This is a genomic window from Amycolatopsis sp. NPDC088138 (assembly GCF_044741685.1).
In the GTDB taxonomy this organism is placed as follows: domain Bacteria; phylum Actinomycetota; class Actinomycetes; order Mycobacteriales; family Pseudonocardiaceae; genus Amycolatopsis.
On the sequence record NZ_JBIUTB010000007.1, the window covers coordinates 155,817 to 170,608 of the forward strand.

Sequence of the window (14,792 nt, forward strand, 5' to 3'; positions counted from 1 at the left end):
CGAAACCTCCCCTAGCTCTGCTGTTGCTGCTGCTGTTGCTGGGTGGCGGACAGCTCGGGTCCCTGCTCCGCGACCAGGCCGTCCACAGTGGACACACTGCCGAGCGCGGGCTGCTCCAGCTCACGCTCCGCGGTGGACGCCCGCGACGCCAGCACCCAGGTGTCCTTCGAGCCGCCGCCCTGCGACGAGTTGACGACCAGGCTGCCCTCCGGCAGCGCCACCCGGGTCAGCCCGCCGGGCAGCACGAAGATGTCCTTGCCGTCGTTGACCGCGAACGGCCGCAGGTCGACGTGCCGCGGCGCCAGCCGGTCCTCCACCTTGGACGGCACGGTCGACAGCTGCACCACCGGCTGCGCGATCCAGCCGCGCCGGTTCGCGCGCACCTTCCGGCGCAGCACGTCCAGCTCCTTCTTGGTGGCTTCGGGCCCGAACACGATGCCGTACCCGCCGGAGCCTTCGACCGGCTTGACGACCAGCTCGTCGAGGTGCGCCATCACGTGGTCGAACTCGTCCGGCAGCCAGCAGCGGAAGGTGTCCACATTGGGCAGCAGCGGCTTCTCGCCGAGGTAGTACTTCACCATCTCCGGCACGTAGGTGTAGACGAGCTTGTCGTCCCCGACGCCGTTGCCGATGGCGTTCGCGACGACGACGTTGCCCGCGCGCGCCGCGTTGAGCACCCCGGCGACGCCGAGCACCGAGTCCGGCCGGTAGTGCACCGGGTCGAGGAACTCGTCGTCGATCCGCCGGTAGATGACGTCGACCTGGCGCTCGCCCTCGGTCGTGCGCAGGTAGACGACGTTGTCACGGCAGAACATGTCGCGGCCTTCGACGAGTTCGACGCCCATCAGCCGGGCCAGCAGCGAATGCTCGAAGTACGCCGAGTTGTAAACACCGGGGGTGAGCACCACGACCATCGGGTCGGCGACGTTCGCCGCGGCCGCCGCACGCAGGGCCCGCAGCAGGTGTGACGCGTAGTCGCCGACCGGGCGCACCCGGTGCTGGGCGAACAGGTCGGGGAAGACCCGCGCCATCGTCCGCCGGTTCTCCATCACGTACGACACCCCGGACGGATTGCGGAGGTTGTCCTCCAATACCCGGAACGTGCCCTCCTCGTCGCGCACCAGGTCCACACCGGACACGTGGATGCGCACGCCGTTCGGCGGGTTGATGCCGAAGGCCTCCCGCTGGAAGTGCTCGCACGACGTGATCAGCCGCCGCGGGAACACGCCGTCACGCAGGATCTGCCGGTCGCCGTAGATGTCGGCGAGGAACGCCTCGAGCGCGCGGACCCGCTGCGCCACCCCACGTTCGAGCTTCGACCACTCGGCCGCCTGGATCACCCGCGGCACCAGGTCCAGCGGGAACGGCCGCTCCTGCCCGGACAGCGAGAACGTGATGCCCTGGTCGACCATGGCCCGGTCCAGCGCGAGCGAGCGCGAGTTCAGGTCGTGCGCGTCGAGCGCCGCGATCGACTCGTACAGCGCCCGGTACGGGCCGCGGACCGTGCCGTCGGCCGCGAACATCTCGTCGTAGGCCTCGGCGTGCGGCCGTTCCGGGGAGAGGTACCCGTCGAACCGGGCTCCCGGCCGGGTGATCCGGCGGGTCGTCGCCTTCCGCGCGCGTCGACCGGAGGGGGGCAGCCGGGGCGGGATCGCGTTCATGAACGACATCCTCACCTACGTGCCCACTAACGCGCGACACTCCCACGCAGGTGGGCGCGGTGCGAAACGTCGCTGTAACTCGACAGTGCTGTGCTTTGGTATGGATGAGTGGCAATATGCGTGCTCTCACGAACTGAGAACTACGAGGAGTGACGACGTGGCCCGAGGACCCCAACTCAAGGCGCTCGCCCTGATCCCGGCGCTCGCCCTGGCGGCCGCCGCCCTTACCGCGTGCGGGGGCGACGAAGGTGGCACGGCGGCCGGCGGTGTCCAGCTGATCGCGTCCGGCAAGCTCACCACCTGCACGCACCTGCCCTACCAGCCGTTCCAGGTCAAGCAGGGCGACAAGATCGTCGGCTTCGACGTCGACCTCGTCGACCTGGTCGCGAAGAAGCTGAACGTCCAGCAGAACATCGTCGACATCGCGTTCGAGAACATCGAATCGGGCGAGGCCATGAACAGCGGCCAGTGCGACCTGGCCGCGGCGGGCATGACGATCACCGACAAGCGCAAGCAGAAGTTCGACTTCTCGGAGCCGTACTTCGAGGCCACGCAGGCACTGCTGGTCAAGTCGGGTTCGCCGATCAAGGACTTCAGCAACGTCTCCGGCAAGAAGATCGGCGTCCAGTCGGCCACGACCGGCGCCGACTACGCCAAGGAGAACGCGAAGGGCGCCGAGATCGTCACGTTCGACGACCTCGCCCTGGAAGAGCAGGCCGTCAAGAACGGCACCGTGGACGCCGGCGTCAACGACAACGGCGTGCTCTACGACTTCGTCAAGACGAACCCGGACACCGCGGTGGTGAAGGAGTTCAAGACGAACGAGTTCTACGGCATCGGCGTCAAGCAGGGCAACACCGCCCTGGTCACGGCGATCAACGACGCGTTGAAGGCGTCCGTCTCCGACGGCACCTACGCCTCGATCTACCAGAAGTGGTTCGGCAAGGCCCCGACCTGGCTGCCTGGTAGCGCCACCCAGTAAGACCCCCGCCTGTGGCCGGTGCTTCGGCACCGGCCACAGCGGTGTTTCCGATGCCCTTTTCCGGGGCTTGCCTGAGGAGAGAAATGGCACTAGGCCGACGCCAGCGACGCTCGGCGTTCCGGGGTGCGCAGTACGTCCTGCTGCTGGTGATCATCGTGGTCTTCGCGTTCCTGGCCAACTGGGGCCAGATCGGGCGCGCGTTCTTCGACCTCGATGTCGCGGCGCAGCAGTTCCCGGACGTGATCACGGTCGCGTTGAAGAACACCATCATCTTCACCGCGCTCGGCTTCGCGCTGGGACTGGGACTGGGCCTCCTGCTCGCCCTGATGCGGCTGTCCTCGGTGGGGCCGTACCGGTGGTTCGCGCGTGCCTACATCGAGTTCTTCCGCGGCCTGCCCGCGCTGCTGATCTTCCTCGCGGTCGGGGTCGGCGTCCCGATCGCGTTCCCGGACACGCACCTGCCGCGCAACGTGTCCATCATGATCGCCCTCGGCATCGTGTCCTCGGCCTACATGGCCGAGACGATCCGGGCCGGCATCCAGGCCGTGCCGCGCGGGCAGGTCGAGGCCGCCCGCTCGCTCGGCATGTCACCGACGCGGTCGATGATCACGATCGTCATCCCGCAGGCGTTCCGGATCGTGCTGCCCCCGCTGGCCAACGAGCTCATCATGCTGACGAAGGACTCGTCGCTGGCGTTCCTGCTCGGGACCACGCCGGCGCAGCAGGAACTGGCGCAGTTCAGCCGTCAGGCGCTGCTGGAGGCGAAGGGCCTGACGCCCATCGTCGTCGCGGGCCTCTGCTACCTCGTCATCACCATCCCGCTGTCGATCCTGCAGCAGCGGCTGGAAAAGAAATACGGCGCCGGGGTGTCCGGCGGAGGTGCCACATGACCGACTTCATCGTCGAAATCTCCGGGCTGCACAAGGCGTTCGGCTCGCTCGAGGTGCTCAAGGGCATCGACCTGCAGGTCGAGCGCGGCCAGGTGGTCTGCATCATCGGGCCGTCCGGTTCGGGCAAGTCGACCCTGCTGCGCTGCGTGAACCTCCTGGAGGAGCCGCAGCAGGGCAAGATCGAGGTGAACGGCAACGAGATCACCCACGAGGACGTCGACATCGACGCCGCCCGGCGGAAGATCGGCATGGTCTTCCAGGGGTTCAACCTCTTCGCGCACCTGACCGTCCTGGACAACCTCACCGTCGCGCAGCGAAAGGTCCTGAAGCGGGGCAAGGAGGAGGCGGAGCAGATCGCGCGGGAGAACCTCGCGAAGGTCGGCCTCGCCGAGAAGGAGACCTCGCTGCCCGGACAGCTTTCCGGTGGTCAGCAGCAGCGCGTCGCCATCGCGCGGGCGCTGTCGATGAACCCGGACGTGATGCTCTTCGACGAGCCGACGTCCGCGCTGGACCCCGAGCTCGTCGGCGACGTGCTCGCGGTCATGCGGCAGCTGGCCGAAGAGGGCATGACGATGCTGGTCGTGACGCACGAGATGCAGTTCGCCCGCGAGGTGGCCGACAGCGTGCTGTTCATGGACGGCGGCGTGGTCGTCGAGCAGGGCCCGCCGAACCAGGTGATCGGCGACCCGCAGCACGAGCGCACGAAGTCGTTCCTCGACCGGGTGCTCAACCCGACCGCGTCACCGGACGGCAGCTGACCGCGTCCAGCGAACCGGCCGCGCGGTACGCACCGCGCGGCCGGTCTGGCGGGAATTCGGCCGTCGACCTGCGAAACGCCTGCGAATACCGTGCACTCTCGGCTACTTTGAAGGTGCGAACAGGGGTTGAGGGAGGACGATGCCGGGGTTCCGCCGTACCGGGCCCCGTGATTCGTCGAATGGGGAGGCGGGCCCGGCCATGACGACCGAGAGCGTGCTGCCACCCCTGGACCCGTTCGCCGGGATCCCCGACAAGCGCTACGAGGTCAAGGCCTCCGAGCTGCTGAAACCCGGCAACGCGGGCCTGATGCGCTGGCGGCGGCAGGCCACGAACGCGCCGATCGTCTACGTCGAGGACGCCTACATCACCGGCACGCTGGACCTGCGCGCCGCGGACCTGAAGTACCTGTTCCGGTTCGAGCGCTGCCGGTTCGAGCAGCCGCCGGACGTCCGTGAGGCGAACCTGCTCGGCCTGGTCTTCCGCAAGTGCTGGCTGCCCGGGCTCAAGGCCCGCAACATGCGCAGCCGCAACGACGTCCGGCTGATCCGCTGCGTCGTGCAGGTCGACGGCGACGACCGCGAGATCGAGGAGACGACCGTCCAGCGCGGCGACGACCGCGAGCGTGGCATGCCGAACGCGGCCGTCAACCTGACCGACGCGGTGATCGAGGGCTCGATGGTGCTGACCCGCACCGTGATCTCGCACCCGCACGGCAAGGCGATCCAGGCCGACCGGCTGGTGCTCACCGGCGCGCTGCTGGCGTACCGGATGGTCGCGAACGGCGAAGTCCGGCTCCCGGGCCTGCACACCGGCGGTAACGTCAACTTCTCCGGCGCCACGCTGAACAACCCGGACGGCTTCGCGCTCAACGGCAACGGCATCCACATCGGCGGCAGCCTGCTGTGCGAGGTCGACAACTACGGCCCGGCCAGCCAGCGGAAACGCTTCTCCGCCACCGGGATCATGTACCTGCCGAGCGCCACGGTGGACAGCGACATCATCATGCGCGAGGCGAAGCTGACGGTGTCCCAGCAGGGGCCGATCGCCGTCGACGCGTGGAAGTCGAACGACCCGTACCTCGACCCGCGCCCGGCGCTGGTGGCCGACCGGCTGAGCGTCGACGGCAACCTGGAGCTGTCCGACGGCCTGCAGGCGCTGGGCACGTTGCGGATGGTCAACGCGCGGATCGGCGGCTCGCTGCGGCTGGCCGGCGCCGAGGTCAGCGTCGTGCGCGGCAAGACCCCGCCGTACTACGACCGGGCGCTGCACCTGGACGGCACCGAGATCGGCGGCGACATCGAGGCGACCAGCCTGCGCGTGCCGGCCGGGCAGCTGCGGCTGGCCGACGTCACCGTCGGCGGCAACTTCCTGGCCTGGAACTCGATGTTCCGCCACCCCGGCCGCGACGTCTTCTCCGCGCGCCGGTCGAAGATCGCCGGCAACTTCCAGCTCACCGACGCCACGATCCACGGCACGCTGCGGCTGCAGGGCGTCGAGGTCGGCGGCAGCATCAACCTCGCCGGCACCCGGCTGACGGACCCGGGACACCGCGCGACCAGCAGCTTCTCTCTCGACATCCGCACCGGCCGGATCGGCCGCGACCTCCTGCTGCGCGACGACAACAGCCGCGCGTTCGTCGCCGAGGGCGGCATCAACCTGGACGGCGCCCAGGTCGCGCGGCGGGTGGAGATCCGCGGCGCGCAGCTCGGGTCGTTCCCGCCCTTCAACGTCGCCCTCGACGCCGGCGACGTCGCCGCCGACGAGTTCACGTTCACGCCGAGCAGCCCGCCCGTCGGCCGGGTGGTGCTGCGCCGCGCGCACTGCGGAACGCTGACGGACAACGAGGCGTTCTGGGCCGCGACCGAGGGCATCGAGCTGGAGGACTTCCGGTACGACGCGCTGAAGGAAGGCATCCCCCTCGACGACGACAAGACCCTGGACCACCGCATCGAGCTGCTGCGCAAAGCCATGCGCGGCTACCGCCCGGGCCCGTACGACCAGCTCGCGCACATGCTCCGCGCGGCGGGAAACGAAGAGCACGCCTCGACGGTGGCGCTGCGCAAACAGCAGTTCCGCTACGAGGCGCTGGCCCGCGGCTTCAAGTTCTTCGGCCCCGGCGTCCGCCTGTGGAGCTGGCTCCAGCGATCGATGGTCGGCTACGGCTACCGCCCGGTGCGCGCGCTGGGCTGGCTGTTCACGCTGCTGGTGCTGGGCAGCCTGTGGTTCGGCCTGGGCACGGACGACTGCGTCAACTGGGCTCCGACGGATCAGGCCCACCAGATCATCGCCAACGGCCCCCGGTGCGTGGTGAACCAGCAGGACACGGGCCTGCAGTGGAACCCGGTGATCTACACGGCTGACCTGCTGGTCCCGATCGTCGACTTCGGCAACAAGTCCCGCTGGTACATGCACGGAGCGGACAACTGGGTGGCGGCCGGCTTCACGGCATCCGGCTGGATCCTGGCGACGACGGTGGCCGCGGGTGTCAGCCGGATGCTGCGTCGGGAGAGCTGATTCTCGCGGTCTCTGCCGGGTTATCGGGCTATCTAGCGCGAGTCCGATAGTTCACCAGAAACCCCAAGCAAGTCCTCCGTCAGGCTCCTGCTTGGGCCGCCGAAGCCCTCTGCCCAGGTTCGCCGATTGCCCGCCGAGGCTCTCTGCCCAGGCCTGCCGAGCCCCTCTGCCGGGCTCGCCGAATGCCCGTCGAGGCTCTGCCCGGGCCCGCCGATTGCCCGCCGAGGCTTCCTCTGCCCAAGCCCGCCGATTCTCCGCTCAGGCTCTCTGCCCAAGGCCGCCGATTGCCCGCCGAGGCCCAATTCCGCCCCAACCAAGCCCCCACCCTCTCCGGGGGGCGTCCCCAGGTCCAGCCTATCGGCGGCCACTGACAACCCTGGCCGATCGGCGGTGGAAGGGCCGAGTTGTCCACATCGCACGAAAGGTATCCACAGGCGCTTCACCTGACCGCGGTTTCTGGCATACCCTCGGTATGCCAACTCGACGTGGAGGGCACCATGGGCGAACCTGACGCCAGCGGGCGGATCGAGGTCGGCGCGGCTCCGGAGGCCGTGTATGACCTGGTCAGCGATCTGGGCAAGCTGGCCGATCTCGCCGAGGAGTACGCCGGGCACCGGTGGGTCGGGCAACCGTGCGGACCTGTCGTGGGGGCTCGGTTCCGCGGGCGCAATCGGCGCGGCCTCAGGCGGTGGAGCACTTTGTCCACCATCACCGACGCTGACCCAGGGCGACGGTTCGGCTTCGAGGTGACCTCGATCGGGCTGCCCGTCGCACGATGGCAGTACGACTTCGAAGCCGCCGGTGACGGCTGTGTCGTCGTCGAAAGCATGTGGGAACGGCGGCCGGCGTGGTTCCGGGTGCCGACGTCCACGGTCACCGGGGTCTGGAACCGGCAGGAAGCCAACACCGCCAACATCGCCGCCACCCTCGCGCGGCTCAAGACCGCCGTCGAAGCTAGTCGATGAAGCGGGACCAGAAGGGTATGTAGCGCGGGCCGTCCGGCGGGGCCGTGCTGATGCCGCCGGTCGCGAACTCGCGGTTCAGATAGTCCCGCAGGTCGGAGCCGTAAACGATGATGTCCGTCTGGTACACCGACAGCACCGGGTAACCGGACGTGCCGGCGAGACCGGGCAGGTAGCGGTGGCCGCAGACCGGCACCAGCTGCGGCACGTCGGCCAGGCGTTGCCGGGCTTCGCGGACGGCGTCCTCGGGGCCGACCGGGCGCGTGCCCCAGTCGGGCAGCCAGAAGCCGTTGTGCTCGACGTCGTACAGCACGCCGTCGACCGGCCATGCCAAACGTTTGCGCAGCTGCTCGGGGTTGCCGCAGCGCCAGTCCGGCCAGCGGTCGCCGATCGGGACGCCCGCGGCGAGGAACGTGCGGTGGTCCGCGGCGAAGTGGAAGCCGAACCGGCTCTCGACGTCGTCGAGCTCGGCCTCGCTCAACCCGGGACGCACCGGTTCCCGGAGGTTCTCCTGCAGGTGGCGTGCCTCCTCCGGCGAGAGGGCACCGGCCGGCTGGACGGGTGTCATACCTGGAGAGCGTAAGTGGCGCCCGACCCCGCCGCGCGTTCTTTTCCGCCCCCTTGACACCTGGCCAGGGGTGACCCCGGCCGGGTGAGTTTGTTCTCTCATCGGCTGGACTCCGGAACAGAGCGTGAGCGCGTGTAGTTCACTCTTGCCGTGACCTCTCCCCGACCGCAGGCCCGCGTGCGCGCTCCCGAGCTGCGCGGCGACGTCTGGCTGAACACCGGCGGCCGCCCGATCACCCTCGCCGAACTGCGCGGCCGCATCGTGCTGCTGGACTTCTGGACCAGCGGCTGCGTCAACTGCCTGCACGTCCTCGACGAGCTGCGCCCCCTCGAAGCCGAGTTCGCGGACGTGCTGGTCACGATCGGCGTCCACTCCCCGAAGTTCCTGCACGAGGGTGAGCGCGCGTCCATCGAGGCCGCGGTCCGCCGGTACGAGGTGCACCACCCGGTCGTCAACGACCCGAAGATGGAACTGTGGTCGCAGTACGCGGTCCGCGCGTGGCCGACGCTGGCGGTCGTCGACCCCGAGGGTTACGTCGTGCACGTCGCCGCAGGTGAAGGGCATGAAGAGGCGCTACGCCGCGTCATCGCCGACCTCGTGAAGAAGCACGAGGCGAAGGGGACGCTCCGCCGCGGCGGCAGCCCGTACGTGCCGGTCGAGGAGCAGTACAGCGAGCTGCGGTTCCCGAGCAAGGCCGTCGCCACCGCCGAAGGCCGCATCCTCGTCGCCGACACCGGGCACCACTCCGTCGTCGAGTTCGCCTCGGACGGCGAGACCGTCATCCGCCGCTTCGGCAGCGGCGAGCGCGGCGGCCAGGACGGGCCGTTCGACATCGCCACCTTCACCGAGCCGTCGGGCATCGCGCTGCTGCCCTACGACGTCGCCGAGCGCGCCGGCTACCACGCCGTCGTCGCGGACACCGCCGGTCACCGGCTGCGCGGCCTCGACCTGATCACCGGCGAGGTCACCACGGTCGCCGGCACCGGCGCGCAGTGGCGCAACGGGCCGGACTCCGGCAAGGGCGTCGAGGTCGACCTGACGAGCCCGTGGGACGTCGCGTGGTGGGGCCCGGCCGGCGGGGTCGTCGTCGCGATGGCCGGCAACCACACGCTGAGCGTGTTCGACCCGGTGTCGGGCCGCATCCGCCGCTTCGCCGGGACGACCGTCGAAGGCCTTCGCGACGGTGACGTCAGCGAGGCGTTCTTCGCACAGACGTCCGGCCTCGCCGCGGACGGGGACAAGCTGTGGCTCGCCGACGCCGAGACGTCCGCGCTGCGCTGGATCGAGCCGGCGGGCGACTCGTTCACCGTGCACACCGCGATCGGCATCGACCTCTTCTCCTTCGGCCACACCGACGGCCCGGCTGACAAAGCGCTGCTCCAGCACCCGCTCGGCCTCGCCGTGCTGCTCGGCGAGCGGATCGCGATCGCCGACACCTACAACGGCGCCGTCCGCCGCTTCGACTTCTTCACGCGCGAGGTGACGACGCTCGCCACCGGCCTCGCCGAGCCGCAGGGCCTGCTGCTGACCGACGGCCGGCTGCTGGTCGTCGAGTCCGCGGGCAACCGGATCGGCCCGGTGCCGAGCGGCGAGCCTTCGGTGGTCACCGGTGACGCGCACGCAGTGCGCCGTCCGCCGACGGTGCTCGCGCCCGGTGAAGTCGACTTTTCGGTGGTCTTCACCGCGCCACCCGGCGAGAAGCTGGACGACCGGTTCGGCCCGTCGACGCGGCTCGAGATCAGCGCGTCACCGCCGGAACTGCTGGCGGACGGCGTCGGCGCCGGGACCGACCTGACCCGCAAGATCCGGTTCGCGCCGGGGGTGACCGAGGGCGTGCTGCAGGTGGTCGCCCAGGCCGCGAGCTGCGACGACGGCGGTGAGCACCCCGCGTGCCGGATCACCCGGCAGGACTGGGGCGTCCCGGTGAAGTTCGAGGAGGGCGGGGCGAGCGAGCTGAGCCTGGTCATGGCCGGGGAGCCGCGGGACGCCGAGTAGCATGCAAGCCGTGTCCGACGGGCCGAAACTCGAGATCCAGATGCTGCACGACCGCGTGCTGGTGCGGCTGTCCCCGGAAGAGGGCGAGCGGCGCAGCAGCGGCGGCATCGTGATCCCCGCCACCGCACAGGTCGCGCGCCGGCTGTCCTGGGGTGATGTACTGGGCATCGGGAACAGCGTGCGGAACGTCAACGTCGGCGACCGCGTGCTCTTCAACCCGGAGGACCAGTTCGAGGTCGAGATCCGCGGCGAGGGGCACCTGGTGATGCGCGAACGCGACATCCACGCCGTGGCGACCGAGCGAACCGAACACGGCACCGGGCTCTACCTCTAGGGCCCGCGGAGGGCATGGGCGTGGCAGACGACGAGGTGCGCGAGCGCACCGAAGCGCCCACAGCGCCGGACGCCGGACAGCTTGCCGCCGATGCTGCGAAGTCGCCGGTCGTTGTCGACTCGACGGACGAATCCGCGGCCGAGGTACAGCCAGCCGAATCCGGCTCTGCGGTGGCGGCCGGTTCGGCTGATGCTGAGGTGCCGGTTGTCGCCGAGTCCGGGGCGTTGCTAGACGTTCCCGCGGCCGAGGTGCAGTTCGCTGCCGAATCTGGGGTTGTGGTGGCGATCGGTTCGACCGGTGCCGAGGTGCTGACCGCCGAAGACCCCGCGTTGTCGCCGGAAGTGCCTGCGGTCGAGGTGTCCTCCGCCGAGCCACCGTCCGCCGGCGGAGCCGAGAGCCTGATGGTGAGCGGGGCGGCTACTACGGAGGTCTTGCCCGCCGCTGAGTATGGACCGGTGCGGGTTGGTTCGGCGCCGGCTGAGGCGGAGTCCGCTGCCGAGCCCGCGCCGCGGCCGGACGAGGCTGCTGCACTGGAGTCCGCGGCACTGGTCACGGAGGGCGCCGAATCTGTGCGGTTGCCGGCTGAACCGGCTGCCACTGCCGAGGATGCGGCGTGGCCCGATGAACGTGCTGCTGCGGAGGCGGAGGCCGCCGCTGTTGACGATTCTGCCGTCACCACTGATCTCTTCGCCGATGATCTGCTCGGCGAACTCCTCGAAAAGCCCGCGGCACCGCCGGTACCGGAAACCCCTGCGAAGAAACTGCGCAAGGGTGTCGCCCGGATGATGATGATCATCGGGCTCGCGCTCGGGCTCTTTGTCATCCTCTACGCCATCGACCTGATCGCCAGCGCCGGTGACGTGCCGCGCGGGGTGACCGTGGCCGGGGTCGATGTCGGTGGCATGACCCACGCCGACGCGGAAGCCAAGCTGCGTCAGGAACTCGAGCCGCGGCTCACCCGGCCCGTTGTGGTGCACGGTGGGGACGTGCAGGCGGAGCTCGTCCCGTCGAAGTCCGGGCTCGGGCTCGACTGGCCGAACACCCTCGGGCTCGCCGGGCACCAGCCGCTCAGTCCGATCACCCGGATCATGTCCTTCTTCAGCAGTCGCGAGGTCGGCGTCGCGACCCGGACCGATCCGCAGCAGATCAGCCAGGCCGTCCGCGGACTGGCCGACGGCAAGCTCAACCACGCCGCCACCGAAGGCGCGGTCGGGTTCATGCCGCTGCAGGGCAGCGACGGCGGCGTCACGCCGTACCCGATCCTGCCGCGCCAAGGCCAGCAGCTGACCGACTTCGACGGCGCCGTCCAGGCCGTCACCGAGCACTGGCTCGACCGGGGCGGGGTCACGCTGCCGATGGCCGTCGCGCCGGTGCGGGCGACCGCGGCCGGCGTCGAGGCCGTGTTCCGGCAGATCGTCGTGCCCGCCGTCGCCAAGCCGGTCGTCGTGCACGGCCAGGGCAAGGACGTGCCGCTCAAGCCGGACGCCATCGCCTCCTCGTTCCAGTTCGCGCCCGTCGAGGGCGGCGCCGTCGAGGTGCGGATCGACCAGGGCAAGCTGCAGGCCGCGCTCAGGGACGGCCTGGCGAGCACCGAGACCGACGGCAAGGACGCGCAGATCGTCTTCGCCGGCGACCAGCCGGCCGTCGAGCCGTCCGAGGACGCCCGGAAGATCAACTGGGAGAAGACCTTCCTCCCGCTGATCGACGTCCTCAAGAAGGCCGACGGCCGCGATCTCCCCGTCGCCTACAACGCGTCGAAGCCCAGCGTGACGACCGAAGCCGCGGGCGCGCTCGGCATCAAGGAGGTCATCGGCGAGTTCACCACCGGCGGGCTCACCGGCCCGGCGACGACGAACAACCGCACGCTGGCCGACCGCGTGTCCGGCACGATCGTCAAGCCCGGCGAGACCTTCAGCCTCGGCGGCCGCTCCGGCCCGCGCACGGCGGACAGCGGCTACGTGCCGGCCCCCGCCAACGAAGACGGCACCGGCGCGACCGTGGTCGGCGGCGGTGTCTCGCAGCTGGCGTCCACTTTGTACAACGCGGGATACCTCGCCGGCCTGGCCGACGGCGGTCACCTCGAGCACGACACCTACCTCGACCGCTACCCCGTCGGCCGCGACGCCAAGGCGATCAACGCCGACGGCAGCCCGGTCGAGCTCAAGCTGACCAACGACGCGCCGACCGGCATCGCCCTGCAGGCCGTGGTGTCCGGCGACTCCGTGACGGTCCGGATCTGGGGCACCCGCCACTACCGCGTCGAGGGCTCGACCGGCGGGCAGACACCCGGCGACCCACCGCCGGTCCAGTTCGGGGGCACCACCCCGTGCCAGCCGTCGATCGGCACACCCGGCTTCAGCGTCACCGACACGCGCGTGCTCTACGACGTCACCAGCGGCGCCGAGGTCCGCCGGTCGTCGCACACCGCGACCTACGGTCCGCATCCGACGATCCTGTGTTGAGTTGTCAGCGAAGGACCATGCAACCAGCCTCCTCGAACTCGCGCAGCCACGACGGCTCCCGGAAGTGCTTGTTCCACCGCAGATCCAGTTTGTCCAATTTGGACAGCCGGGCCACCGACGCGGGCAGCGTCTCCAGCGCGTTCTCCCGCAGGTCCAGCTGACGCAGCTCGCTCAACGACCCGATCGACGACGGCAGCTCACGTAGCCGGTTGCCGCGCAGGTGCAGCTCCCGCAGAGCACCGAGCGCACCGATCGACTCCGGCAGCGCGGCCAGTTCGTTGTGGTACAGCCGGAGTTCGCGCAACGACGTCAGCCCCGACAGGTCGGGCAGCGATTCGATCCGGTTGTCCGTGCACCCGAGGTACCGCAGCTTTCCCAGGCGGCACAAGGCCGACGGGAACTCCGTGAGCCGGTTGTCGCTGAGGTACAGGTACTCCGTGAGGCCCGCCAGGTCACCCAGCTCGCCGGGCACCGACGTGAACCGGTTGTGCCCCAGGTCGAGCGTGTGCACCAACGACAACGCGGAGATCCCCGGCGGCAGCTCGGTCAGCCGGTTCGTGGCCAGGTTGAGCACGCGCAGGCCGACGAGACGCCACAACGTCGGGGGCACGGAAGCGATCTCGTTCGAGTACAGGCTCAGGTGCTCCAACGCGGAACCCAGGACCGGCACCGAAGTCAGCCGGTTCCGATCCAGGTCCAGCCGCGTGACGTCGTCCGGTACGGACGGCACCGAAGTCAGCCCCTGGCCACTCAGATCGAGCCACGTCATGTGCTCTCCCGGCGTGTCGCGGGCAGCCGGGCCCAGGTCCGCGCGTCGTCCGGGGTCGACACCTGGATGCGCAGGTCCGGCGCCTCGGACACGGCCAGCTCGGTCAGCCGGAAGTCCAGCCGCCCCGCCCGCGGGTGGTCGAACCGCCGCAGCCGCGCCTGCGGCTCCGTGACCTCGTGGCGGGCCCACAGCTCGGCGAACTCCGGGCTCAGCGCCGAGAGCCGCCGGATGTCCTCCTCCCACGCCGGGTCACCGAGGTGCCTGGCGTAGTCGGCGCGCATGCGCGCGACCATGTGCCGCACCTCCTCGTCGTAGTTCAGCAGGAAGGCCCGCGCGTTCGGCTCGGTCACGCAGCACCAGAGCAGGTTCTTGTGCAGGCACGGCAGGCTGTGCCACTCCCAGAACAGCTCCTCCTGCGCCGCGTTCGACTCGATGACGTCGTACCGGCCGTTGACCACCGTGGCCGGCAACGGGTCGAGAGCGCGCAGCACCTCCAGCACCGCGTCCGGCAGGACCTCGACCGTCGACGGCAGCCGCGAAGGGGTCAGCTCCGCGAGCCGGTAGAGGTGTTCCCGCTCGGTGGGGTCCAGCCGCAGCGTGCGGGCCACCGCGTCGAGCACCTGCGCGCTCGCGTTGATCGGCCGCCCCTGCTCCAGCCACGTGTACCAGGTGACGCCGACGCCGGCGAGCAGCGCGACCTCCTCCCGCCGCAACCCGCTCGTGCGACGGCGCAGGCCGGGCGCCAGCCCGACCTCCTCGGGGCCGATCCGCGCCCGGCACGCCTTGAGGAACCGCCCGAGTTCCTCTCGGTGGCTCGCGTGGACCTGCGTCTGGGTCATGCGGACATGGTGCCCGAGGGGTACGACAGTTTCGAAAAACCGAACCAGGTGCTGTGA

The 14,792-nt window shown here is 70.0% G+C and carries 12 protein-coding genes; 8 read left to right on the top strand and 4 right to left on the bottom strand.

Translation table 11 applies throughout. The features are described 5' to 3' along the window. Nucleotides 1-11 precede the first annotated feature (11 nt). Nucleotides 12-1,670, bottom strand: a complete 1,659-nt coding sequence (locus ACIOD2_RS37235; protein ID WP_400549295.1) for a circularly permuted type 2 ATP-grasp protein — start codon at nucleotides 1,668-1,670, stop codon at nucleotides 12-14. Between the two features lie 148 nt (nucleotides 1,671-1,818). Between ACIOD2_RS37235 and ACIOD2_RS37240 the strand changes: the two genes are divergently transcribed. From ACIOD2_RS37240 to ACIOD2_RS37260, 5 genes are all read left to right on the top strand, one after another. Further along, a complete protein-coding gene (locus tag ACIOD2_RS37240; protein WP_400549298.1) occupies nucleotides 1,819-2,643 on the top strand; it encodes a basic amino acid ABC transporter substrate-binding protein in 825 nt (274 codons plus the stop codon). A gap of 83 nt (nucleotides 2,644-2,726) precedes the next feature. Next, entirely contained in the window at nucleotides 2,727-3,533 is an 807-nt protein-coding gene (locus tag ACIOD2_RS37245; protein WP_400549300.1) for an amino acid ABC transporter permease, read from the top strand. Next, on the top strand, nucleotides 3,530-4,291 hold the full coding sequence (locus ACIOD2_RS37250; protein WP_400549302.1) for an amino acid ABC transporter ATP-binding protein: 762 nt from the start codon (nucleotides 3,530-3,532) through the stop codon (nucleotides 4,289-4,291). Before ACIOD2_RS37245 ends, ACIOD2_RS37250 begins: the two co-directional genes overlap by 4 nt. A gap of 199 nt (nucleotides 4,292-4,490) precedes the next feature. After that, nucleotides 4,491-6,806 carry an oxidoreductase gene (locus ACIOD2_RS37255; RefSeq protein WP_400549304.1) on the top strand — a complete coding sequence of 772 codons (2,316 nt, stop codon included), beginning with the start codon at nucleotides 4,491-4,493 and terminating at the stop codon, nucleotides 6,804-6,806. 497 nt (nucleotides 6,807-7,303) lie between these two features. Then, nucleotides 7,304-7,771, top strand: coding sequence for an SRPBCC family protein (locus ACIOD2_RS37260; RefSeq protein ID WP_400549306.1), 468 nt, complete (start codon nucleotides 7,304-7,306; stop codon nucleotides 7,769-7,771). Here the strand turns inward: ACIOD2_RS37260 and ACIOD2_RS37265 are convergent. Continuing rightward, a complete protein-coding gene (locus tag ACIOD2_RS37265) occupies nucleotides 7,761-8,336 on the bottom strand; it encodes a hypothetical protein (protein ID WP_400549308.1) in 576 nt (191 codons plus the stop codon). The genes ACIOD2_RS37260 and ACIOD2_RS37265 overlap by 11 nt on opposite strands. 177 nt (nucleotides 8,337-8,513) lie before the next feature. Here ACIOD2_RS37265 and ACIOD2_RS37270 point away from each other — a divergent pair, with 177 nt between their 5' ends. The 3 genes from ACIOD2_RS37270 (at nucleotide 8,514) to ACIOD2_RS37280 (ending at nucleotide 13,127) form a co-directional block, all read left to right on the top strand. Beyond that, a complete protein-coding gene (locus ACIOD2_RS37270) occupies nucleotides 8,514-10,331 on the top strand; it encodes an NHL domain-containing thioredoxin family protein (protein ID WP_400550626.1) in 1,818 nt (605 codons plus the stop codon). A gap of 1 nt (nucleotide 10,332) precedes the next feature. Next, nucleotides 10,333-10,665, top strand: coding sequence for a GroES family chaperonin (locus ACIOD2_RS37275; RefSeq protein WP_400549310.1), 333 nt, complete (start codon nucleotides 10,333-10,335; stop codon nucleotides 10,663-10,665). Nucleotides 10,666-11,447: 782 nt separating this feature from the next. Further along, nucleotides 11,448-13,127 (top strand): VanW family protein, encoded by a 1,680-nt coding sequence (locus ACIOD2_RS37280; RefSeq protein WP_400549312.1) that lies wholly within the window; start codon nucleotides 11,448-11,450, stop codon nucleotides 13,125-13,127. Between the two features lie 4 nt (nucleotides 13,128-13,131). Here the strand turns inward: ACIOD2_RS37280 and ACIOD2_RS37285 are convergent, their stop codons facing one another. Together ACIOD2_RS37285 and ACIOD2_RS37290 are read right to left on the bottom strand one after the other, a co-directional pair. After that, a complete protein-coding gene (locus tag ACIOD2_RS37285) occupies nucleotides 13,132-13,896 on the bottom strand; it encodes a leucine-rich repeat domain-containing protein (protein WP_400549314.1) in 765 nt (254 codons plus the stop codon). After that, the gene (locus ACIOD2_RS37290; protein ID WP_400549316.1) at nucleotides 13,893-14,735 is read right to left on the bottom strand and encodes a helix-turn-helix transcriptional regulator; all 843 of its coding nucleotides are present in this window, start codon (nucleotides 14,733-14,735) and stop codon (nucleotides 13,893-13,895) included. The genes ACIOD2_RS37285 and ACIOD2_RS37290 overlap by 4 nt, the downstream gene beginning before the upstream one ends. Nucleotides 14,736-14,792: the final 57 nt, after the last annotated feature.

Bases quoted from the DNA above. Each gene is read 5' to 3' on its own strand.
- ACIOD2_RS37280 (WP_400549312.1), top strand. From the start codon at position 11,448: ATGATGATGATCATCGGGCTCGCGCTCGGGCTCTTTGTCATCCTCTAC.
- ACIOD2_RS37285 (WP_400549314.1), bottom strand. From the start codon at position 13,896: ATGACGTGGCTCGATCTGAGTGGCCAGGGGCTGACTTCGGTGCCGTCC.
- ACIOD2_RS37235 (WP_400549295.1), bottom strand. From the start codon at position 1,670: ATGTCGTTCATGAACGCGATCCCGCCCCGGCTGCCCCCCTCCGGTCGA.
- ACIOD2_RS37265 (WP_400549308.1), bottom strand. From the start codon at position 8,336: ATGACACCCGTCCAGCCGGCCGGTGCCCTCTCGCCGGAGGAGGCACGC.
- ACIOD2_RS37250 (WP_400549302.1), top strand. From the start codon at position 3,530: ATGACCGACTTCATCGTCGAAATCTCCGGGCTGCACAAGGCGTTCGGC.
- ACIOD2_RS37245 (WP_400549300.1), top strand. From the start codon at position 2,727: ATGGCACTAGGCCGACGCCAGCGACGCTCGGCGTTCCGGGGTGCGCAG.
- ACIOD2_RS37260 (WP_400549306.1), top strand. From the start codon at position 7,304: ATGGGCGAACCTGACGCCAGCGGGCGGATCGAGGTCGGCGCGGCTCCG.
- ACIOD2_RS37255 (WP_400549304.1), top strand. From the start codon at position 4,491: ATGACGACCGAGAGCGTGCTGCCACCCCTGGACCCGTTCGCCGGGATC.
- ACIOD2_RS37275 (WP_400549310.1), top strand. From the start codon at position 10,333: ATGCAAGCCGTGTCCGACGGGCCGAAACTCGAGATCCAGATGCTGCAC.
- ACIOD2_RS37290 (WP_400549316.1), bottom strand. From the start codon at position 14,735: ATGACCCAGACGCAGGTCCACGCGAGCCACCGAGAGGAACTCGGGCGG.